The following is a 21,565-nucleotide window of genomic DNA, read 5'->3' on the forward strand; positions in this document are numbered from 1 at the left end:
CCCCCGGCACCCGCCGTTCAGGACGGCTCGGCGATGCCCGCCTCGGCGGCGACGGCCTCCGCGGGCACCTTCCCGGCGGAGGTGTCGTCCTCTCCGGCCGCCTCCGGCGCCTGCGCGGCCGTGACGACCGGGGGTCGCGACTCGTGCGGGGACGGCTTCTCCATGGAGATCTTCAGCTCCTCGCCCACGACGGTCGGGGCCGAGCCGGGCGGTTCGTGGTCCGCCGCACCCGCCCCCCGCGGCTCCGGCTCCGCGTCGGCGGGCACCGATCGCGGCGGCAGCAGCTCCAGCACCGCCTGCCGGTGGGACTCGGCGGTCGCGTCGTCGTACGGGTTCGGCGTGGCCGGCACCTGGAGACGCAGCACCGGGCCCGTGCCCAGCCGGGCGTAGCCGCGGCCGGGCGGAACCTCGTCGACGGTGCTGGTGGGCGGGGGCGCGCCGAGCGCGGCGGCGAGCTGCTCCGCCGTCGCGGGGCCGAGGACCACGCGCGCCCGGGTGTGCTGCCGCACCGCGTCGCCGAGGTGGTGCAGGCAGTCGAGCTGTTCGGCGACCACCACGGTGACGTTGGCCGGCCGGCCGTGCCGCAGCGGGACCTGGAGCAGGGACTGCGGGTCCGGCTCGCCGTCGGCCGCGGCCAGGTGCGTGAAGGTGCTGGGGCGGTCGAGAAGCAGCCACAGGGGCCGGCGGGTGTCCTCGGGCGGCGGGTCGCCCGCCTCGTGCGCCCGGTTCGCGGCGATCAGCCGCCGCTCGGTCTCCCGCGCCGCCCACTCCAGCGAGGTGCGCGCGCCGGCGGGGCCGCACTCGACGGCCAGCACGCCGTCCCGTCCGGTCAGGCAGGCGTACTCGCCGGTTCCGCCGCCGTCGATGATCATCACGTCGCCGTGCCGGAGGGCCTGCAGGGCGATGGAGCGCAGCAGCGTGGAGGTGCCGCTGCCCGGCTGGCCGGCCGCCAGCAGGTGCGGCTCGGTGGAGCGGATGCCGGTGCGCCACACGACGGGGGGCACGTCGCGCTGCTCGGCACCGTGGGCCAGTGGCAGCGTGCGCCGGACCCGGCTGGGGTCGGTCAGGCCCAGCACCGTCTCGCCCGGCGCCGTGACGAAACGCTGGGCGGCCACATCGGTGGGCAGCGGGTCGAGGACGCGCACCGTGAGCCGGTTGCCCTCCTCGTCCCAGTCGAAGTGGTACTCGCGGCAGCGCCCCGACTTGGCGGCGAGCAGGTGCTCGATCCGGGCCCGCGCCTCCGGTTCGCCGTCGGGGAAATAGGCGGGGTAGGCGATCACCAGGTGGGAGATCCGGCCGGTGCCGTCGAACTCGTACTCCGGGAAGGCGCTCTCCCACGGCCCGCCGTGGAGGTAGAGCGGCTCCGGGTCGTCGGCGGCCGAGAAGCAGGGCACGAGGGCCTCGTAGAGGGACTTCAGCCGCTGGACCTGCGACGGGTCGGGGCCCTCGGGAGCCTGTGGGGTGCGGTCCCGGCCCTGCCAGGCCGCCGCCGCCATCAGGGTGATGCCCGCGAGGAGCGGGCCGTACGGCACCAGGGCCACGACCAGGATCAGTGACGCCACCAGGAAGAGCAGCGCGCCGCGCTTGTCCTTGGGGGTGTCGGCCCATCTGCGCCGTCCGGCCGAGGCCAGCCGGCGCAGACCGCGCGTGATCGTGATCAGCGGGTGGAGGACGTCGGTGGCGCTGTCGGCCGCCGTCCGGGCCAGCTCCCGGCTCCGGGCGAGCTGTGCGCTGCCGTTGCTCAGGATGCGGGGGAGGGGGCGCCGGGCCACTGCTGTCTCCAGGGGGTGCGTACGGGCGGGGCGGGGGTGGGGCGGCTCAGAACTTGATGCCGCCGAGCAGGCTGGCCAGGCTCTCGCCGCCGGCCTTGATGCTCGGTGCGATGGCCGTACTGGCCAGGTAGAAGCCGAAGAGCATCGCCACGATGGCGTGCACCGGCTTCAGCCCGTCCTTGCGGCAGAAGATGAACAGGACGATGCCGAGCAGGACGACGCCGGAGATCGAGAGGATCATGTGAGTTCTCCTGGTTTGCGGGGACAGTCACCATGAGTACTTCCAGGATCACAGAATGTATCTATACTATTAAAGGTGCAAGTGGGTGATTTACGGGCTTTTTCGCCCATCGGGCCGAGTGTCCGGGAGGCGCCCGCGCGAGCCCGGGTACCCGGGGACCCGTCCCCGGTGATCTTTACCTCGGGCACCCCGGCCCATGTGCCGCGCGAGCCAGTACCCTGGCGATTCACCCGTACGACCGCACCGCTCGCAGCCGTACGCCCTGTCCCCCTGTACGACGTGATCCGCAGTGAGAGGCGGTCCGGCCGATGACCGAAGCCTTCGACCCAGGGGTCGTGGAGCTGGCGACCAAGATCTTCCAGCTCGCCCGGCGCGGGCGGGCCGACGACCTCGCGGCCTACGTGGACGCCGGCGTCCCGGCCAACCTCACCAACGACCGGGGCGACTCGCTCGTGATGCTCGCCGCCTACCACGGCCACCCCGAGGCGGTGCGCGTGCTCCTGGAGCGCGGCGCCGACGCCGACCGCGTCAACGACCGGGGCCAGACGCCCCTCGCCGGAGCGGTCTTCAAGGGGGAGACCGAAGTGATCGACGCCCTCCTGGAGGCCGGCGCCGATCCCGCGCTCGGCACCCCCTCGGCCGTGGACACGGCCCGGATGTTCGAACGGACGGAACTGCTGGAGCGGTTCGGCGCGCGCTGAGACGGGCGCGCCGGACGGGACGCACGAGGACAACGGGGGAGGCGGTACGGGGCCGCCGGTATTTCGGTCGCGGCGGATGTGACCGCCGGGTCATCATGACGACGTGATTCACGGACGCGATGGCCGGGCAGGTGTTGCCGCACCGCGCGGGCCGTGACGCGGCCCGGATGGGCCACCGACGAGAGGCAGAGGAACATGGTCTACAGCAAGCAGGAAACGGCGGGCGCCCCGACGTGTTGTCACGCGGCCAGGTAATGCACGTCCCCGGTTGCGTCGACGCTTGATGTGAGGCTGTTTCCCATGTTCGATCCGGACATAGCGCCCAGCGGTACGCTGCTCGGCCTGCTCCAGCGAGGTCGCGGCGACGGCACGCTCCACGCGCTCACCGCGCCGCGCCCCGAAGCGCTCGCGGCCCTGAACCACTGCGTGCTCAACGACCCGCGCCACGACTGGCAGCTCGAGAACCGCTCCCTCTATTACGCCCGCCTCTGCCTCGACCTGCGCGCCGACCTGGACGCCGTCGAGGCCCACCTCTTCGGCCCCGAGGACGTCCTGGACACCGACGAGACCCGCACCGGGCTCGCCCTCGCCGTCCTCGGCCACCTCGCCTCCTACGGCAGGCCGGACGCCCTCCACCTGTTGCGCAGGTACGCCGCCCACGGCTCCAACTGGGCCTGGGCCCTGGACGAACTCGCCCTGCGCGACGACGACGCCGGGCTGCGGGCCCTCGCCGGGCCCGTGCTCGACCGGTTCGGCACCGACCCCGAGGGGGAGGCCGAACTCGCCGCCACCGTCCGGGACGCCTTCGAACCCCGGCCATGGCGCCTGTGGGCCGACGATCCCCGACCGGCCGTCTCCGGCCGGGTGCGCGCCGCCCAGGAGGCGGGCTGCTTCGACCGCTGGCAACGGCAGATGCGCCCCACCGGGCCCCGCCCCGGCTGGAGCGTCCGCGCGGTGTTCGACTGGGCCGAACAGGGCCTGGAGCGCGGTGCCGCCCTCGACGTTCCCGCCGCCCGCTGCCTGGCCGCCGTCGCGGGCCCCGACGACCGGCCCGACATCCTCCGGGCCGCCGACGACGGCACCGACGGTGCCCGGTGCACCGCCCTGAGGTACCTCGCCGACCACCACGACCCCGACGCCCTCACCCTGATCGAGCGCGCCGTCGCCACCGGCTCGGCCGCCGTCGCCGACGCCGCGGTCGACGCCTTCGAACGCATGCGGAGCCTCGCCGCCGTCGACCGGGCCCGCCGCTGGGCCGGCCGGCCCGACCGGCTCGGCGCCGCCGCCGGACGCGTCCTCGCCTCCCGGGGCGGCGTCCACGACCGCGAACAGGTCCTGACCGCGCTGCGCGAGGCGGTCCGGGGCGAAGGCCCCGACGCGACCTCCCTGCTCACCCTCGTCGACGGCGCCGGCCGCCTCGGCATCACCTGCGCGGCCCCCGTCCTGCGCCACGTCTACCGCGAGACCGCCTCGTCCCACCTGCGCGGCCGGACCGCCCGGGCCCTGGCCGCGACCGACCCCTCCTTCGCCGCCGGCCTCGCCGTCGAGTGCCTCTGGGACTGCGAGGAGTCCACCCGCGAGATCGCCGCCCGCCACGCCGGGACCGGTGACACCCGGGTCGTCGAGCGCCTGCGCCGCCTGGCGGCCGATCCGGCCGAGGAGGCCGAGGTGCAGACCGCGGTCCGCAGCCGCATCGGGCCGGAGGAGCCCGCCGTGTGACGGGCGGGCCCTCTCGCGGCGTCCAGCGCGCGGTCAGGGGCGTCGGCGCACCGCGACGAACCGGACCGGCGTCCCGGGTGCCGCCTGGGCGGCGGCCGGGAGGTCGGCCGGGTGCACCACCGCGATCACCGGATAGCCCCCGGTCGTCGGATGATCGGCCAGGAACACCACCGGCGTCCCGTCGGGCGGCACCTGGACCGCCCCCAGCACCATCCCCTCGCTCGGCAGCTCCTCCGTGCGGGCCCGCCGCAGCGCCGGCCCGGCCGTGCGCAGCCCGATCCGGTTGCTCGCGGACGAGACCCGGAACGCCCGGGACGTGAAGGTGCGCACCGCCTCCGGGGTGAACCAGTCGTCCCGGGGGCCGGGTGTCACCCGCAGCACCAGCTCGGCGGGGGGCGCCGGCAGCGGGGCGACGTCCACCCGTGCGGCGGGCCCCGCCGGGCAGCCCAGCGGCAGCACCGCACCGTCCGACAGGGGAGCCGGGCCCAGCCCGGAGAGCAGGTCCGTCGAACGGCTGCCGAGCACCGGATCGACGGCGATCCCGCCGGAGAAGCCCACGTAGGAGCGCACCCCGGCGCGGGCGGGGCCCACCTCCAGCAGCTCCCCGGCCCGCACCCGGACCGGCGCCCCCCAGGCGGCCGGGCGGCCGTCGACAGTGACCGCGCAGGGCGCGCCGGCCACCGCCACGGCCACGGTCGACCGCGGGCGCAGCGCGCAGCCGGTGACGGTGCTCTCCAGCACGGCCGCGTCCCCGGGGTTGCCGACCAGCCGGTTGACCAGTGTCGCTGCGGGCGCGTCCAGAGCCCCCGAGCGCGGCACGCCGAGGTGGGCGTGGCCGGGCCGGCCGCGGTCCTGCACTGTGGTGAGCGCCCCGGCCCGCATCACGGCGAGCGCACGGTCCGTCATGCGGCACCTGCCGGGCCGGCTTTGCCCACGGTGGCTGTCGCGACTGGGCTGCCTGCGACGCCTGCGGTGCCTCGGGTGCGTGGGGTGCCTGCGACGCCTGGAGCGCCTACGGTGCCTGCCGTGGCCGCGGTGCCTGCCGTGTCTGCGGCGCCTGCCGTGGCTGCGACGCTCGCCGTGTCCGCGGCTCCGGGCACGTTCGGTACGGCCGTCGGGTCCGGGGTTCCCCCCTCCTCGTCCGGACGCCCTGGTGCGTGGGCGTCCGGGCCGACCGGGACGAAGCGCACCCGGGTGCCCGGCGCCAGCAGCGCCGCGGGCTCACGGTCCGGGTCCCACAGCACCAGGTCCGTCGTGCCGATCAACTGCCAGCCGCCCGGCGAAGTCCTCGGGTACACGCCCGTGTACGGACCGGCCAGCGCCACCGAACCCGCCGGCACCGCCGTGCGCGGTGTCGCCCGGCGCGGGGTGTCGTACCGCTCGGGCAGTCCCGTGAGATAGCCGAAGCCGGGCGCGAAGCCGCAGAAGGCGACCCGGTACGTGCAGCCCGCGTGGATCCGGGCCGCCTCCCGGGGCGACACCCCCCAGTGCGCCGCGACCTCGGCGAGATCCGGGCCGTCGTAGCGCACCGGGACCTCGACCGTGCGCCGCGCGGGAGGCGCCAGGGGGGAGGGCCGGGCGCGGGTCAGTTCGGCGGCCAGCCGGGCCGGGTCGGCCAGACCGTCCAGCAGGACCGTGCGGGCGGCCGGCACGATCTCACGGACCGTCAGCGTGCCGTCCGCCCGGCGGCGCAGCAGCTCGGCGTGCAGCGCCTGGGCCTCCTCGCCCGTGGAGACCTCGACGAGCAGGGCGTCCGTACCGACGGGCAGCACGTTCACGCGAACGCCTCCAGCCGCACCCCGGCCCCCTCCAGCCGCTCCCGCACCAGCCGCGCCAGGGCCACCGCCCCGGCCGTGTCGCCGTGCAGGCACAGCGAGCGCGCCCGCACCTCGATCCGCTGCCCCGACAGGGTCTCCACCCGCCCCGAGCGGGCGAGTTCCACGGAGCGGGCCACCACGACCTCCGGCTCGGTGACCAGGGCGCCGCTCACTCCGCGCGGGACGAGGGTGCCCTCGTCGGTGTAGGCGCGGTCGGCGAACGCCTCCGGGACCGTGGGCAGGCCCGCCTTGGCCGCCAGTTCCAGCAGCCGGGAGCCGGGCAGGCCGAGCACGGGCAGTGTGGTGTCCGCCAGCAGGACGCCGTCGACGACGGCACCGGCCTGGTCCTCGTCGTGCACGACCCGGTTGTAGAGCGCGCCGTGCGGCTTGACGTAGGACACGCGGCTGCCGGCCGCGCGGGCGAAGACCTCCAGGGCGCCGATCTGGTAGGCGACCTCGGCCGCCAGTTCGGCGGGCGGCACGTCCATCGCGCGCCGCCCGAAGCCGGCCAGGTCGCGGTAGGCGACCTGAGCGCCGATCCGCACGCCCCGCTCGGCGGCGAGGTCGCACACCCGGCGCATGGTGGCGGGGTCCCCGGCGTGGAAGCCGCAGGCCACGTTGGCGCTGGTGACCACCGACAACAACCGGTCGTCGTCGGTGAGGTGCCAGCGGCCGAAGCCTTCGCCGAGGTCGGCGTTGAGATCGATCGAGGTCATGGGTCCTTCGTTTCTCCTTCTGGCGGGCGGGCGGGCGGGCGGGCGGAGCGGGCGGGGTGAGGTGAGGTGGGAGGGACGGTCGGGCGCCCGTCGCCCCGCGGCTCGATGGCACTCCGCGCGGCGGGTCATAACACCCGGTACCGGTCGTCACGGGCGTCCGTGACGAGCATGCGGCCCGGCGCGTGCGTGAGGGCGAACGGCGGGCGGGAGGCCGTCAGCGCGGCCTGCGGGGTCACCCCGCAGGCCCAGAACACCGGGATGTCGTCGGCCTCGGCGTCCACCGCCTCGCCGAAGTCCGGACGGTCCAGGTCGACGATGCCCAAGCCCGCGGGGTCACCGCAGTGCACGGGCCCGCCGTGGGCGGCCGGCAGGAGGCTGCTCTCCCGGATCGCCGCCGCGAGGTGCCGGGGCGGCACCGGCCGCATGGAGACCACCAGGGGGCCGCGCAGTCGGCCGGCCGGACGGCACTGCCGGTCGGTCACGTACAGGGGCACGTTGCGCCCCTGCTCCACGTGCCGGACGGGCACACCCGCCGCCGACAGGGCCCACTCGAAGGTGAAGCTGCACCCGATGAGGAACGAGACCAGGTCGCCGCGCCAGTGCGCGCGCACGTCGGTCGGCTCGTCGACCAGCTCGCCGTGCTCCCACACCCGGTAGCGGGGCAGATCGGTCCGCAGGTCCGCGCCGTCCGCGAGGACGGTGGTGACGGCCCCGGCGTCGGTCACGTCCAGCACCGGACACGGCTTCGGGTTGCGCTGGCAGAACAGCAGCATGTCGTACGCCCAGTCCGCCGGCACCGAGATCAGGTTCGCCTGGGTGTGGCCCTCGGCGATCCCGGCGGTCGCGCCCACCAGCCCGTCCCGTATCCGGGCGCGGGCCGCCGTCGGGCTCCAGCCGCGCGCCTGCCCGTCGGCCAGGACCACCGGACGGTCGTCCGCGGCGGTCGTGGGGCCCGTGCCCCGGCGGACCGCCGGGCGGCCGTCACCCGGCCGCCCGGTGGGCCGGGGCACGGTGGCCGTGTCCGGCCGCCTCCCGGTGCGGTTCACACCAGCTCCTTCCCGCGGGTCTCGGGCAGTCCCAGCAGCGCCAGCGCCGCGAGGCCGTAGCCGATCGCGCCGAAGACCAGCGCGCCGCCCACGCCCCAGCTGTCGGCGAGGAAGCCGACCGTCGTCGGGAACACCGCGCCCACCGCGCGCCCGGTGTTGTAGGTGAAGCCCTGTCCGGTGCCGCGCACCGCCGTCGGGTACAGCTCGCTGAGGTAGGAGCCGAAACCGCTGAAGATCGCCGACATGCAGAACCCGAGGGGGAAGCCGAGCACCAGGACGAGGGTGTCCGCGCCGCTCGGCAGGTTGGCGTACGCCAGGATGCAGACGGCCGACAGCAGGGCGAACAGCCAGATGTTGCGTCGCCGCCCGAGCCGGTCCGTCAGGTAACCGCCTGTCAGGTACCCGAGGAACGCGCCCGAGATCAGGAACGTCAGGTAGCCGCCGGTACCGACGACCGACAGGTCCCGCTCGGTCTTCAGGTACGTCGGCACCCAGGTCGCCAGGGTGTAGTACCCGCCCTGGACACCCGTGGAGAGCAGCACGGCGAAGACGGTGGTGCGCAGCAGCCCCGGGGCCCCCGGCCGGCCGGGGCGCAGGATCACCGCGAACGAGCCCTTCTGCGGGCTCCGTTCCCGCGCGGCGGCCGCCTCCGGCGCGTCCTGCACGCTGCGCCGGACCCACACCACGAGCAGGGCGGGCAGGGCACCGGTCCAGAACATGACCCGCCAGGCCAGGTCGTGGTCGAGCAGCGAGAAGATGACCGTGTACACCACCACGGACAGGGCCCAGCCGACGGCCCAGGAGCTCTGGATCGCGCCCAGCGTGCGGCCCCGGTGCCTGGCGCTCGCGTACTCGGCGACCAGGATCGCGCCGACCGCCCACTCACCGCCGAAGCCCAGGCCCTGGAGCGCCCGGAAGACCAGCAGTGTCTCGTAGTTGGGGGCGAATCCGCAGGCGACGGTGAACACCGCATACGTGATCACCGTCAGCAGGAGGGCCTTGACCCGGCCGATCCGGTCCGCCAGGACCCCGGCGAGGGCGCCGCCCACGGCGGAGACCACGAGGGTCACGGTGGTGAGCAACCCGGTCTGGGAGCTGGTCAGGCCGAAGTAGGCCGACAGCGCGACCATCGTCAGGGGCAGCGTGAAGTAGTCGTAGGAGTCGAGGGCGTAGCCGCCGAACGCGCCGCCGAAGGCGCGCCGGCCGCGCGGTCCCAGGGCCCGCAGCCAGCCGAACGGGCCGTCGTCAGGGGCCCGTTCCGCCGGGGCGGGGCGCGACGTGCCGGTGAGGGTGCGGGGCGGAGGGGTCGTGCTCATGAACACCTCGCAGGGTGAGGAGGACGTGCGGAGGGTGGTGATGAGCGGGTCGGTCGGAGCGTGCGCGTGCGGCATCCGTGGGTGCCAGGTGCGCGCCGTCCCTGCGCGGGACGGCTTCGTGCGGGAGGTGTCGTGCGGGACGACGAGGTGCGGGGGCGGCTTCGTGCGGGGTGCCGCCGCCGGGCCACGACGCCGTGTGGCGACGCTGCGGAGCAACGTAGAGGATCGTTGAACGATCCTTCAATACCCCTGTTGTCTCGCCTTCCCTCATACGATTGAATTCCGGGCATGGCGGAGCAGCTGAGCGGACTGGTCGACGACCGTGCCCTGCTGGGGCGGACCAGCACCGCGGAACGGGTGTCGGACATCCTCAGGAGCCGGATCGCCGACGGCTACTTCCCGCCCGGGACGCGACTCTCGGAGGACAGCATCGGCGGTGCTCTCGGTGTGTCCCGCAACACGTTGCGCGAGGCGTTCCGGCTGCTCACGCACGAGAGGCTGCTCGTCCACGAGTTGAACCGGGGCGTGTTCGTGCGCGTGCTGGCCGTGGAGGACGTCGAGGACATCTACCGCACCCGGCGGCTCGTCGAGTGCGCTGTCGTGCGCGGGCTCGGTGACCCGCCCCACCCGCTCGACGCGCTCGCCGCGGCGGTCGAGGAGGGGCGCGCGGCGGCCCGCGAAGGTGACTGGAAAGCAGTGGGTACGGCCAATATCCACTTCCACAGCGAACTGGTGGCCCTGGCCGGCAGCGAGCGCACCGACGAGTTGATGCGCAGCGTCTTCGCCGAACTCCGGCTGGCCTTCCACGTGGTGGACGAGCCGCAGCGTCTCCACGAACCGTACATCGCCCGTAATGTCGCGATACTTCAGGCGTTGCGTGCGGGGGAGGCCCGGCGCGCCGAGGAGTTGTTGGCCGGGTACCTCGACGACTCGCTGGAACGGGTGGTGGAGGTCTACCGACGCCGGGTCGGGGACGACGGCCGGGCGGACTGAGCCGGGCGGACCCGTCAGGACCGGGAGCGGCGGGCGGGGCTGGGGGTGGGCCCTGGCAGGCCGGGGGCGGGGTGGCCCCGGAGCGAGTGGCCCGGGGCGGCTCGGGTGGACGGATCGAGCCCGCGCGGAGGTGAGGGAGTCCGGGGGGTGTCGGGGCCGGGAGCAGTGGGCGGAGCGGCGGCCGGTGGCCCGGGGCGGCACCGCCGGGAGGCCGGGTCGCGCGGCGCGCGGGCCGAGGGGAACCGGGTGTGCGACCGGCCGTGCGACAACCGTGACGCCGGGGCGCATCTGCCTCGTTTGGGTCCTTGTCAGACCGAGGATCTAGTCTGTGCACCGTGACTTCGCCAGCATCGACGGACAGTGTTCCGCCCCAGCTCAGCGCGGGGCCGCGGCCCGCGCCGGGCCCGGCCGCCGACGAAGGGCTGGCGCGGCGGCTGCGCGCGCTCGCGTGCACCGCCCCGCTGCACGACCTCGACGCCCGCAAGGCCAACCTGGCCGGCGAGTACTCGGTGTACGGCATGGCGGAGATCGCCCTCGCCGCCATCGACCTGGTCACCCTGAACATGGACTTCGACACCGGCGCCGACCACGACCAGATAGTGGCCCGGCTGATCCCGCGCATCGCCGCCCAGGCCCCGCAGCGGCCCGCGGCCGAACACGAGCGGGTGGCGTGCTGGGTCCTGGAGAACCTGATCAACGTCGGCAGCGTCGACCGGGGCTTCCGCGCGGTGTACGGCGTGTTCGGCGCGGACGGCACCTACGTCCGCCGGGACTACGACTTCAAGCTGATCGAGGAGGTGCCCGGCCCGGGCGGCACCGTCTACCTGCGGACCACCGACGAGGCGGTGAACGTCCTCGTCGGCGCCCTGGACACCGACGTCACCAGCGCCCAGATCGCCGCCGAGGTCAAACTGGAGGTGCTGATCAGCCGGGGCCGGCTGGCCGACGCCCAACTGGCCGCCGAGCAGGCCCGTTACCGGACCGTGCAGTACAGCGAGTCCCTGCGCAGGGCCCTGGACGCCACCCGGCGCAACGTCCGCGCGGTCGACTGGCTGAGCGCCGTCCCCGACATGATCGCGGAGGCCCTGGACCACGTGGCGGACCGGTACCGCCACGAGAACGCCATCCTCACCAACATCCGCAAGGCCCGCGACGAGTCGGAGGACCCCGAGCACAAGCGGCGCGCCGCCGAACTGGTCGACATCGTCAAGGACTGCATCCGGCGCCACACACAACTGCAGTCCCGGCTGCTGGAGGCCGGCCCTCTCTTCCGTGCCGAACAGGACCGGCAGGCCTTCGCCACACCCACCGCCACCTCCGGCACCGACCTGTACGGACACCTGCTGTCGCCGCTGCTCCCGCTGCCCGTGGAGCGGGCGGCCCGGGTCACCGACGCCTTCTTCGCCCACGGCACCGGACTGCGCACCCCCGTGTCGGTCCGCCTCGTCGACCTCGTCGACCTCCTCCTGACACCGCCCGTCGAACGGGAGCACCTCGGCGCCGAGATGCCCGAGCCCGACCTGATCGCCACCCCGGACGACAGCCGGTTCAGCGAGGAACAACTGGCCGCCGCGACCGCGCTGCTGGACCTGCCCGCCGACGCGCCCCGCAGACTCTCCGGGCTGCTCGCGGACGCCCGCCGCCAGGACCCCGAACTGCCCTACCTGGTCGCGCTGCTGGCCGTGCACGCCGCCAGCCCGCCGGTCGGTACCGCCTACCGCCAGGGCGAGCGGACCCTGCTGTTCGCCGTCGACGACGGCACCGAACTCGACGACCCCGAGTTCGGTGGCGCCGACCTCATCGTCGGTACCGCACTGCTGGACGCGGCGGGCATGGCGGCGGACCGGACGGAGGCCGCGTGAACCACCCCTCGCCGCCCCGGCCCCTGCCGTCGTTGCCGCATGGGCGATCCCGGTCCCTGCCGTTGTTGCCGCATGGGCGATCCCGGTCCGTGCCGCCGTTCCCCGGGCGGCCCGCGTCCGTGCGGTCGTTCCCCGGGCAATTCCGGTCCGTGCAGCCGTCCCCCGGGCAGCTCCGGCCCGTCCCGCCGTTGTCGGGGCCGGGCCCCGTCCGGCCGGCCCCTCCCGGACCGGCCCGCCTGCTGTGGTCGCCCCTCGGGCCGGTCCGCCCCCTGCCGTCGTCCTCCGGACCGTCGCGAACCGGCCGCGCCCCCCTCGGGCGCGCCGGCCGCGCCGGCTCACCCCACCGCGCCGACCCCCACATCCACACCGAGGAGCCCCGACCGTGACCGAGCATGCCGAGTGGAGCGACACCGAGACCGGTGCGGTGGCCGCCGGCGGCGCTGTCACGCCCGCCGACGCCGCCGACGCGGCCCGGCTCGTCGCCTTCGGCCTCCAGCCCAAGCTCCAGCCCGCCCGCGACCAGGAGTACGCCGACCTGCTGCGCCGCTACCGCGAGGACCCGTCGTTCGCGCGGCTCGCCGACGCCGTGGCCACCGGCCTCGGACTGGTCGTGCTGGAGGTGTCGCCCCGCGCGGGCATGGCCGTGACCGCGGCCGAGGACTCGGTGTTCGCCGTCCGCATGGGCGACTACGCGCGCCGCACCTCCGCCGACGGCGGCGACCGCTTCCTGCACGGACTCGCCCACCTCGCCGTCGCCGCCCTCGCCTTTCCCCGCCCCGAGGACCTCGCCGACGACGGGTACATCGGGCGGGTCACGGTCAACGGCGTGGACGCCTTCGTCCGCCAGGCCTGTCACCGGCTCGAGGAACGGGCCGCCGAACAGGGCGAGATCACCGACCCCGCGAGCGACGCGCCCGGCCTGGAGGCCGCCTGGCGGGTGTGGGCCCGGCGCAGCGCGACCGGTGCCACCAAGGACGCCCGTCGGCTCTCCGGCTCCACCACCGGCATCGTCGCCAAGGCCGTCACCTTCCTCACCGACTCCGGCTTCCTGCAGCGCACCGGCGACGACGGCGGCGGCACCTACCGCACCACGGCCCGCTACCAGCTCCAGGTACGCGACATGGCCGGCAGTGCCGCCCTCGCCGAACTGCTGGAGCTGGGCGTCGTCCCGGTCACCGACGGCACCCCCACCCTGCTGCCCGCCGAGGACGGGGACGACCTCGACCTCGTCGCCGACGCCGGGCTGCCGTTCCACTCCGCCTGACCGCGTGACGGCCTGACCGCCCGACCGCCCGATCTCCGCCCCCCACTCACGACGCCTCACGAGAGTCCGCCATGTACGAGCTGTCCCGGGTCCGCCTCTACTCCATCGGGCCCGCCGGTGCGCGCTACGCCGACACCGTGCTTGACCTGCGCGGTGTCGGCGGGACCGTGCCCGACCCCGCCCCCATGCAGGCGGAGTTCTTCCAGGACGAGCCCGTCGGCCCGCCGCGTCGTCCCGCGCCCGCCGGGGTGCTGTTCCTGGAGAACGGCGGCGGCAAGTCCGTCCTGCTCAAGCTGATCTTCTCGGTGATGCTCCCCGGCCACCGCAACACCCTCGGCGGCGCCAGCTCCGGTGTGCTGCGCAAGTTCCTGCTGGCCGACGACTGCGGCCACGTGGCCCTGGAATGGCAGCACGTGCAGACCGGCGAGTGCGTGGTCGTCGGCAAGGTCAGCGAATGGCGGGGCCGCCAGGTCTCCAACGACCCGCGCAAGTTCGCCGAGGCCTGGTACTCCTTCCGGCCCGGCCCCGGACTCAGCCTCGACAGCCTCCCCGTCGCCGAAGCCACCACCGTACGGCCGCCCGTCGAGGGACAGTCGGGCGCGCGCGGCCGGCGCCGCACCATGAAGGGCTTCCGGGACGCCCTCACCGAGGCCGGCAAGACCTACCCGCACCTGGAGGTGCACTGGGAGGAGATCCACGAACGCTGGACCGAACACCTCGGCGACCTCGGCCTCGACCCCGAACTCTTCCGCTACCAGCGGGAGATGAACGCCGACGAGGGCGAGGCCGCCGGACTCTTCGCGGTCAAGAAGGACTCCGACTTCACCGACCTGCTGCTGCGCGCCGTCACCGACACCCGGGACACCGACGGGCTCGCCGACCTCGTCAGCGGCTTCGGCAACAAGCTGGGCCGGCGCGCCGAACTCATCGCCGAACGGGACTTCACCGCGGGCTCCGTCGACCTGCTCGGCCGGATCGTCGAGGCCGCCGACGCGCGCGCCCGCGCCCGCGACATCCACACCGCCGCCGAGCGCCGCACCCGCACCCTGGCCCGCCGCCTCTCCGCCCGCGGCACCCGCGAACGCCTCCGGGCCGCCGAGCTGGCCCACCAGGTCACCGCCGCCGCCCACACCGTCACCGAAGCCGGGTCGGCCCGGGACCGCAGCGCGCTGATCGCCGCCGAACTCGCCTACCGGCACGCCTCCCTGGCACTCGCCGCCGCCGAGAAGTCGGCCGCCGCGCAGAAGCGCGAACTCGCCGACGCACGCACCCTGCACGCCGCCTGGCAGGCCGCCGAGGCCGTGCTCCGGCACCGCGCCGCCGCGGACCGGGTGGCCAGGGTGTCCGCCGCGATCCAGGAGGCCGAGCGGGACGCCGCCCCGGCCCTCGCCGCCCGCACCCGCGCCGCCGTGGACCTCGTCCGTGCCCTGCACGCGGCCGCGCGCGACGCCGAACAGCTCGCCAACGAGGGCGACGAGCGGTCCGCCGCGCTCCAAGAGGCCGGCGACACCGCCCACCGCGACGCCACCGCCGCCGCCACCGAGGCACAACGCGCTCGCAGCGAACTCGGACACCTCAAGCAGCGCCTGGCCGAGGTCGAGCAGGAGACCGCCGAGGCCGTCCGGGCGGGCTGGCTCGACGACAGCGCCCCCGACGCCGACCCCGCCCGGGCGGCCCTCGCGGCCAGCGACGCCGAGAAGACCGCCGTCGACGCCTGGGACACCGCCCGCGAGGCCGCCCGCAGGGCCGGTGAGCACGCCCGCGAGGCCGCCGCCGCCGAGGCCCGCGCCGAACTCACCGCGGCCCGCGCCGCCGACGCCGCCACCGCGGCCGAGCGCGCCCACGAGGCGGAACGCCGCACCGCTGCCGCCCTCGCCGCCGAGGAGCGCGCCGCCGAACTGCTGGGCCTCGCCGGCGGCGCCACCGCCCGGCCCCCGGTCCCACGCCCCCGGCACGGCACCGACACCGCCGAAACCGCCGCCCCGGCCGAGGGTGCGCTCACCGCCGAGGAACTGGACCGCTTCGCCGACGAGCTGCGCACCCTGCTCGACGACACCGTCTCCTCCGCCGAGCGGCAGCTGTTCGAGCTGCGCACCGCCGCGGCCGACGACGCCCGGATCCTCGGCGCCCTCGGCGACGGCGGCCTCCTGCCGCCCGGCCCGGACGTCCTGGCCACCGTGGAGTTCCTCGGCGAGCACGGCATCCCCGCCCTGCCCGGCTGGCGCTACCTCGCCCAGGCCGTCGACCCCACCGACCACGCCCGCGTCCTGGCAGCCCGGCCCGAGCTGGTGGACGGCGTCGTCATCACCGACCCCGGCTCCCACGCCCGCGCCCGTGAGGTGCTCGGCGACGCCGCCCTGCTGCCCCGCTCCGCCGTGGCCGTCGGTACGGCGGCCGCCCTGCTCGCCCCGGCCCCGGCATCCGGCGCGGACACCGGCGACGTCTTCCTCGTGCCGCCCAACCCGGCCATGCACGACGAGCACGCCGCCGACGAGGAACGGCACGCGCTGCGCGCCCGGGCCGCCGAACGCGACGAGGAGATCCGCGCCCTCGCCGCACGGCTCGCCAAGGACCGTGAGCTCGCGGCCCGCCTCGCCTCCTGGCGCACCGGCTGCCCGGCCGGCCGGCTCGCCGAACTCGCCCGGGCGGCCGAGGAGGCCCGGACGTTCGCCGCGGAGACCGAGGCGGAGCTGGCTGAGGCGCGCACCGTGCGCGCGGAGGCCGAGGAGGCCGCCACCGAGGCCGCGCGGGTGCGCGACGAACGGCAGGAGGCAGCGCAGAAGGCCCGCCGCGCCGCCGACGCCCTCGCCGGACTCGCCTTCCGGCTGCGCGAACGGGCCGGCTGGCAGGCGAAACTGCGGGAACTGGCCGACGACGCCGCCGAGGCGGAGGCCCGCGCCCAGACCTGCCTGGAACGCGCCCGGGCCGCCGACGAGGACCGGCGCGCGGCGCAGCGGGCCGCGGACGACGCCCGCCGCACGGCGCGCGCCCTGCGCGCCGAACGCTCCGAGATCGCCGGCGCGCCCGACGACGTGCCTGACACGCCCGACACGCCCGACGCGACGGCGGACGGCCCCGACGGCCCGGCCGCCGACGGCGCTCAGGACGACCGTGCCTCCCGGAGCCCCCGGGACACGCCACCGCGGGCGTCCCTGCCCGCGCTGCGCGAGGCGTACCGGGCGGCCTCCCAGGTGTACGAGAAGGTCGGCGTCGGCGCCGACCTGCGCGCCGAACAGGCACGGGCGGAGAGCGACGAGAGCGCCGCCCGCGCGGAACTCGACCGCCTCAGCAACAAGGTCCGCAACCGGGCCGAGCACCTGCTCCAGTCGCCCGACGGCTCCGACGGCCCCAGCCGGCAGGCCGCCGCCGCCCGCGCCGAGGAACTCGTGCAGCTCCTGGAGACCCGCATGTCGGCCGCGAGCGAGCAGCTCGGCCGGCTGCGCGGCGAGGCCGAGCGGCTCGCCCCCGACGACGGTGGGGAGCACACCGCGCTCCCCGAGGACACACAGCCCTCCGACGCCGAGCACGCCCAGACGCTGCTGCGCACCGCCACCGCCGAACTCGCCGCGCGCACCGAGGCGTTGAACCAGGCCCGGGAGGCCCACGCCGAACTCCTCGACGCCCACCGGGCCGCCGAGGACGCGGCCGGCGGCTTCGACGAGATCGCCGCCCTGCTCCGCGACCTGCTGCGGGAGCACACTCCCGACGAGGAAGCCGACCAGCCCGAGCCCTACCCGGGCAGCCCCGAGGAAGCGCGGCAGGCCGCCGCCGAGGCGCGCCGCTCGCTGCGTGGCTGCGCCGCCGACCTGACCGCCGCCGAGACGGCCGTCCGCGAGGCGAGTGACATCCTCGTCCGGCACGCCAACTCCACGCGCTACGAGCAGGTCCGCACCCCCGCACGGCAGCAGATCCGCGAACTGCCCGCCTCCGCGCTGCCCGAGCACGCCCAGAAGTGGGCGGACGCCTTCGCTCCCCGGCTGCGGGTCCTCACCGACGAGCTCGAACAACTGGAACGCAACCGCGACTCGATCGTGGACCGGCTGCGCGGCCTGGTCGAATCGGCTCTCGCCACCCTGCGGTCGGCCCAGCGGCTGTCCCGGCTCCCCGAAGGGCTCGGTGAGTGGTCGGGACAGGAGTTCCTCCGCATCCGCTTCGAGGAGCCCGACCAGGCCACCCTCACCGAGCGGCTGGGCGAGGTCATCGACGAGGCCACCAGCGCCGCCGTGCGCAAGAACTCCGACCTGCGGCGCGACGGCATGTCCCTGCTGCTGCGCGGAGTCGCGGCAGCGCTCCGGCCGAAGGGCGTCTCGGTCGAGATCCTCAAGCCCGACGCCGTGCTGCGCGCCGAGCGCGTCCCCGTCGGACAGATGGGCGACGTCTTCTCCGGCGGCCAGCTGCTCACCGCGGCCATCGCCCTGTACTGCACGATGGCCGCACTGCGCTCCAACGACCGGGGCCGGGACCGGCACCGGCACGCGGGCACCCTGTTCCTGGACAACCCCATCGGCCGGGCCAACGCGACCTACCTGCTCGAACTCCAGCGGGCCGTGGCGGACGCGCTGGGCGTGCAGCTCCTGTACACCACCGGCCTCTTCGACACCACGGCGCTCGCGGAGTTCCCGCTGGTCATCCGGTTGCGCAACGACGCCGACCTCCGGGCCGGCCTGAAGTACATCAGCGTCGAGGAGCACCTGCGGCCCGGGCTTCCCCAGCAGGACCCGGGGCAGGAGGCGGTCCACAGCGAGATCACGGCGACCCGCATGTTCAAGCGCCCCACGGCGGAACCGGGCCGGGACCACGACCCGGTTCCCGACCCCACCGCCGACGCCGCTCCCGCCGCTGATCCGGACGGCGACCCCGGCCGGGAGCGGGACGAGGAGCCGGACACCGGGCTGGACCAGGGACCGGGCGGGGGACCGGACGCGGGACCTGGCAAGGGGCCGGGCGGAGCACAGGACGGGCGAGAGACACCGGGCCGGAGAGGCGGAGTGGGGGAGCCTCGCCCGGCCCCGGCCGCGGCTCCGGCCGCGGTCCGGACCGAGGGGTGATCCGTCGGTCCGGCGGCAACGGATCACGGGAGCGGACGTGAGCCGGGCGGCCGGGGCCGGCGGCCGGTGGAGCGCGCCGGTCCCTCACGACGTCCCCACCCGGCGTCGTCCGTACCGGCATCGTCCGGACCGGCGTGGTCTCTGTACCGACATCGTCCGGACCGGCGTGGTCCGTACCGACATCGTCGGGACCAGGCCGAAGGTGACCGGGACTGACTCTGACTCCCCTGGGCGGAAGGGCCGGCCATCGCCCGCCCTTCGGCGCCTGCCCTGCTATGACGGTGGCCCGCCGGCACCCCGCCTTGTTCGTGGTGGTACGTCAGAAGCCGTATCCCATCCGCCGCGACAGATCGGCCGCCGCCGCAGCGGTCCGCCGTCCCAGCGCGGGCAGACGTTCGGGGGTGAGCCGGTACACCGGTCCGGAGACGCTCAACGCGGCGATGACTTTGCCCTCGTGCGACCGGACCGGCGCCGCCACCGCCGCGAGGCCGACTTCCAGCTCCTCGAGCGTGGACCCGTAGCCCTCCTCCACCACTGTGTCCAATTCGCCCCGCAGGGCGACCGCCCCGGTGACCGTGCGCTCCGTGAACCGTTGAAGGGGGCGGGCCAGCAGTCCTTCCCGCAGGGTGGGCGGAAGGTGGGCGAGCAGCACCTTGCCGCTGGACGTGGCGTGCAGCGGGGTGCGCCGGCCGAGCCAGTTCTGCGCGGTCACGGCCGCCGTACCGCGCGCCTGCATGATGTTGACGGCGGCGTCGTCGTCCAACACCGCGAGGTTCACCGTCTCGCACAGTTCGTCGGCCAGCTCACGGCACACCGGAACGCCTTCCTGCGAGACGTCCATCCGGACGGCCGCCGCTCCCGCGAGGCGCAGCACACCGGCCCCCAGTCGGTACTTGCCCCGTCCGTGACTCTGGGTCACCAGGCCGCGGTTCTCCAGGACACCGAGCAGCCGGGACACCGTGGACTTGTGCACCCCGACCTCCGCGGCGACCTCCGTCACGCCCGCCTCACCGTGCCGCGCGAGGATCTCGAGCACGGTCACCGCCCGGTCCACCGACTGCACCGAGCCGGCCGAGCCCGCCGAGCCGATCGACGGGGACGAGCTGGTTGAGATGGTTGAGTCGGCCGACGGGGGCGAGCCGGCCGAGGCGGTCGACATGGCCGAGCCGGCTGACGGGGCCGGTCCTGCTGAACTGGCCGACGGGGCTGAACCTCCTGGCGAGACCGAGCCGGCCGACGAGGTGGGTTCTCCCGGCGCGGCCGAGCCCACCGACGGGACCGAGCGGGTCGGCTCGGCCGAGCTGATCGAGTGGGTCTCGCCGTCGGGTGCCTGCGCCGCGGCATGCGCGCCGTGTTTGTGTGGCTCCTCGTGAGGGCCCCGCTCACGCGTCGCGATCATGGCTGAGAACTCCTGCCGTCGGCCGGCCCGGCGAGGGCGGCCGACGGCACGAGATCGCTCTCCCGCCCCATGTCCGCAGAGTTCACGCCCCATCCGCCGGGTTGTCGTTGCGCACGGCGCACGAGAGGCGCGCGATGCGAACGAGCAGATTATCGGACGAGTGGTGACGGGATGTCCCTGGTGTACCGCCCTCCCGGGCGGGCCGGCGGGTGCCCCGCAGGTTCGGCCCACCAGACCTGCCCGTGCGGACGCCTGCCCGTACGGGACCGTTAGCCGACCGTCGGGAGGCTCAGGGGTGGGACAGCTGCCCGGTGCCGCCCCGGCGGCGTATTCGCGCCTGAGCCCGCTCCGCGGACCGCGCCTCGCGCCGGGCCCGGCGACGCTCCCGGCGCAGCGCCCGGGCGGTGCTGCTGGGCATGGAGACCACACCGTGTCGCTGGTTCCAGACCTGGCGGGTGACCCAGACGTCGAGGACCCCCCAGGTGGCCAGGATCGTGCTGACCACGCTGCTGATCACCATCGGGAACGCCAGCCACGAGCCGGCCAGGGTGCACAGGAAGGCGATCATGGCCTGGATCAGGGTCACCGCGATGACCAGCACCGCTCGGACGGCCGCCGTCCGGACCGGATCCGGCAGCCGGCGACGCCGCGCGGGCTCCTCGATCCACAGAGGCCGGGAGAACCTGGCCGGCTCGGACTCCGTGGGTGCGGGGGTCGTCTCCGCCGCCGCGTCCCGGCTCGGCTCCCGGGCGCCCCGTCCGTCCCGCACCGGCCCGGGAGAGGGCGCGCCCGTGCGGTCGGTGGCCGGCCGGCCGGTCCCGTCGGCCGGTATCCGCTCCTCCGCGTGCGCGCCCCGCTCGGCCGTGTCGGCCTCCGCACGGGTCATCACCTGGACTGCCCCGCCCTCCTCCGGCGCCTCGCGCCGCTCAGCCGTGCCCATCACCGTCGTCACTCCCCACCGCCGCCAGTCCGCTGCCCGGATCCGCGGACCCGTACTTCCCGTGACTGCCCGGCTTGCGCTGTTTTACGCCCCCAGGTGCGGGACGCGGCTCCTGTGGCCGCTTCCGCCCCCATGTCCCACTGAGAAGACGAACGGAACGTCACAAAGATTCCCGGCGAGGCGGAATTCAGGCCAACTCCTGTGCGATCCGGCGGCGATGACACACCCGGGACACCGGAACGTCACGGGGCGCCACCCGGCCGCGCACCCGTGGGGCCGGCCGGCGGCCACCCACGGGCATCCGGAGGACCGGGTGACCGTCGACCCGCCGACCCGGCCGCACACACCCCGAGGTTCCGGAAGGACCACCGCCCATCGGCACCCCCGAAAATCCGGGCCGGCGTTGCCCATCGGCACCCGAGGATCCCGGAAGACGGCACCCCCGGCACCCCGAGGATCCAGGATGACCACCGCCCACCGGCACCCCGAGGATCCGGGACCACCGCCGCCCACGGACACCCGTCGGATCCGGGACGCCCGTCTCCCGCACGCGTCGGAAGACCGGGTGGCAATCGCCCGCAATGCCCGGACACCTCCCCGCCAGGCACCGACACTTCGGACGTTCGTCCTCCGGACGGGTCTTCGAGTTGACCGTGCCTCGGTAGTAGGCTCGCGCCGTTTGTTGACGCACGTGCGCCCCCGGTCCGGACGGGGGCCGAGCTGGGGGAGGC

At 75.3% G+C, this 21,565-nt stretch carries 15 protein-coding genes and 1 pseudogene; 7 read left to right on the plus strand and 9 right to left on the minus strand.

From position 1 onward, the window contains the following. Positions 1 to 17: 17 nt before the first annotated feature. Complete coding sequence (locus AB0F01_RS12700) at positions 18 to 1,772, minus strand: hypothetical protein (protein WP_362093472.1); 1,755 nt, start codon at positions 1,770 to 1,772, stop codon at positions 18 to 20. 46 nt (positions 1,773 to 1,818) lie between these two features. Continuing rightward, a complete protein-coding gene (locus AB0F01_RS12705; protein WP_362093474.1) occupies positions 1,819 to 2,013 on the minus strand; it encodes a hypothetical protein in 195 nt (64 codons plus the stop codon). A gap of 308 nt (positions 2,014 to 2,321) precedes the next feature. Here AB0F01_RS12705 and AB0F01_RS12710 point away from each other — a divergent pair, with 308 nt between their 5' ends. Together AB0F01_RS12710 and AB0F01_RS12715 are read left to right on the plus strand one after the other, a co-directional pair. Beyond that, a complete protein-coding gene (locus AB0F01_RS12710; RefSeq protein ID WP_362093476.1) occupies positions 2,322 to 2,714 on the plus strand; it encodes an ankyrin repeat domain-containing protein in 393 nt (130 codons plus the stop codon). A 300-nt stretch (positions 2,715 to 3,014) separates the two neighbouring features. Further along, positions 3,015 to 4,433, plus strand: a complete 1,419-nt coding sequence (locus tag AB0F01_RS12715; RefSeq protein WP_362093479.1) for a HEAT repeat domain-containing protein — start codon at positions 3,015 to 3,017, stop codon at positions 4,431 to 4,433. Positions 4,434 to 4,466: 33 nt separating this feature from the next. On the opposite strand, the gene AB0F01_RS12720 is transcribed toward AB0F01_RS12715, so the two are convergent. The 5 genes and pseudogenes from AB0F01_RS12720 to AB0F01_RS12740 all read right to left on the minus strand — a co-directional run bounded on the left by AB0F01_RS12720 (position 4,467) and on the right by AB0F01_RS12740 (position 9,328). After that, positions 4,467 to 5,339 (minus strand): biotin-dependent carboxyltransferase family protein, encoded by an 873-nt coding sequence (locus tag AB0F01_RS12720; RefSeq protein WP_362093481.1) that lies wholly within the window; start codon positions 5,337 to 5,339, stop codon positions 4,467 to 4,469. A 266-nt stretch (positions 5,340 to 5,605) separates the two neighbouring features. After that, positions 5,606 to 6,211: pseudogene (pxpB, locus tag AB0F01_RS12725) on the minus strand (5-oxoprolinase subunit PxpB); the annotation flags it as partial. Next, positions 6,208 to 6,966: a 5-oxoprolinase subunit PxpA gene (locus AB0F01_RS12730; protein ID WP_362093484.1), complete on the minus strand. Its 759-nt coding sequence runs from the start codon at positions 6,964 to 6,966 to the stop codon at positions 6,208 to 6,210. The gene AB0F01_RS12730 and the pseudogene pxpB, both read right to left, overlap by 4 nt. Before the next feature lie 125 nt (positions 6,967 to 7,091). Continuing rightward, positions 7,092 to 7,889, minus strand: coding sequence for a putative hydro-lyase (locus AB0F01_RS12735; protein ID WP_362093589.1), 798 nt, complete (start codon positions 7,887 to 7,889; stop codon positions 7,092 to 7,094). A 119-nt stretch (positions 7,890 to 8,008) separates the two neighbouring features. After that, the gene (locus tag AB0F01_RS12740) at positions 8,009 to 9,328 is read right to left on the minus strand and encodes an MFS transporter (RefSeq protein WP_362093487.1); all 1,320 of its coding nucleotides are present in this window, start codon (positions 9,326 to 9,328) and stop codon (positions 8,009 to 8,011) included. Positions 9,329 to 9,616: 288 nt separating this feature from the next. Between AB0F01_RS12740 and AB0F01_RS12745 the strand changes: the two genes are divergently transcribed. From AB0F01_RS12745 to AB0F01_RS12760, 4 genes are all read left to right on the plus strand, one after another. Continuing rightward, entirely contained in the window at positions 9,617 to 10,321 is a 705-nt protein-coding gene (locus AB0F01_RS12745; RefSeq protein ID WP_362093490.1) for a GntR family transcriptional regulator, read from the plus strand. A 335-nt stretch (positions 10,322 to 10,656) separates the two neighbouring features. Next, entirely contained in the window at positions 10,657 to 12,183 is a 1,527-nt protein-coding gene (locus tag AB0F01_RS12750) for a hypothetical protein (RefSeq protein WP_362093492.1), read from the plus strand. Positions 12,184 to 12,565: 382 nt separating this feature from the next. After that, positions 12,566 to 13,447 (plus strand): hypothetical protein, encoded by an 882-nt coding sequence (locus tag AB0F01_RS12755; protein WP_362093494.1) that lies wholly within the window; start codon positions 12,566 to 12,568, stop codon positions 13,445 to 13,447. Positions 13,448 to 13,518: 71 nt separating this feature from the next. After that, positions 13,519 to 18,495, plus strand: a complete 4,977-nt coding sequence (locus AB0F01_RS12760; RefSeq protein WP_362093496.1) for a hypothetical protein — start codon at positions 13,519 to 13,521, stop codon at positions 18,493 to 18,495. 319 nt (positions 18,496 to 18,814) lie between these two features. Here the strand turns inward: AB0F01_RS12760 and AB0F01_RS12765 are convergent, their stop codons facing one another. Continuing rightward, a complete protein-coding gene (locus tag AB0F01_RS12765; RefSeq protein WP_362093592.1) occupies positions 18,815 to 19,558 on the minus strand; it encodes an IclR family transcriptional regulator in 744 nt (247 codons plus the stop codon). Positions 19,559 to 19,607: 49 nt separating this feature from the next. On the opposite strand from AB0F01_RS12765, the gene AB0F01_RS12770 reads away from it, so the two are divergent. Next, the gene (locus AB0F01_RS12770) at positions 19,608 to 19,868 is read left to right on the plus strand and encodes a hypothetical protein (RefSeq protein WP_362093599.1); all 261 of its coding nucleotides are present in this window, start codon (positions 19,608 to 19,610) and stop codon (positions 19,866 to 19,868) included. Positions 19,869 to 20,183: 315 nt separating this feature from the next. On the opposite strand, the gene AB0F01_RS12775 is transcribed toward AB0F01_RS12770, so the two are convergent. After that, entirely contained in the window at positions 20,184 to 20,834 is a 651-nt protein-coding gene (locus tag AB0F01_RS12775; RefSeq protein ID WP_362093498.1) for a hypothetical protein, read from the minus strand. Between the last annotated feature and the right edge of the window lie 731 nt (positions 20,835 to 21,565).

The organism is Streptomyces sp. NPDC029526 (assembly GCF_040637405.1).
Taxonomy (GTDB): Bacteria; Actinomycetota; Actinomycetes; order Streptomycetales; family Streptomycetaceae; genus Streptomyces.

Coding starts and splice junctions, on each gene's coding strand:
- AB0F01_RS12705 (WP_362093474.1), bottom strand. CDS start 2,013: ATGATCCTCTCGATCTCCGGCGTCGTCCTGCTCGGCATCGTCCTGTTC.
- AB0F01_RS12740 (WP_362093487.1), bottom strand. CDS start 9,328: ATGAGCACGACCCCTCCGCCCCGCACCCTCACCGGCACGTCGCGCCCC.
- AB0F01_RS12760 (WP_362093496.1), top strand. CDS start 13,519: ATGTACGAGCTGTCCCGGGTCCGCCTCTACTCCATCGGGCCCGCCGGT.
- AB0F01_RS12770 (WP_362093599.1), top strand. CDS start 19,608: ATGGTTGAGTCGGCCGACGGGGGCGAGCCGGCCGAGGCGGTCGACATG.
- AB0F01_RS12720 (WP_362093481.1), bottom strand. CDS start 5,339: ATGACGGACCGTGCGCTCGCCGTGATGCGGGCCGGGGCGCTCACCACA.
- AB0F01_RS12745 (WP_362093490.1), top strand. CDS start 9,617: ATGGCGGAGCAGCTGAGCGGACTGGTCGACGACCGTGCCCTGCTGGGG.
- AB0F01_RS12710 (WP_362093476.1), top strand. CDS start 2,322: ATGACCGAAGCCTTCGACCCAGGGGTCGTGGAGCTGGCGACCAAGATC.
- AB0F01_RS12730 (WP_362093484.1), bottom strand. CDS start 6,966: ATGACCTCGATCGATCTCAACGCCGACCTCGGCGAAGGCTTCGGCCGC.
- AB0F01_RS12715 (WP_362093479.1), top strand. CDS start 3,015: ATGTTCGATCCGGACATAGCGCCCAGCGGTACGCTGCTCGGCCTGCTC.
- AB0F01_RS12775 (WP_362093498.1), bottom strand. CDS start 20,834: ATGGGCACGGCTGAGCGGCGCGAGGCGCCGGAGGAGGGCGGGGCAGTC.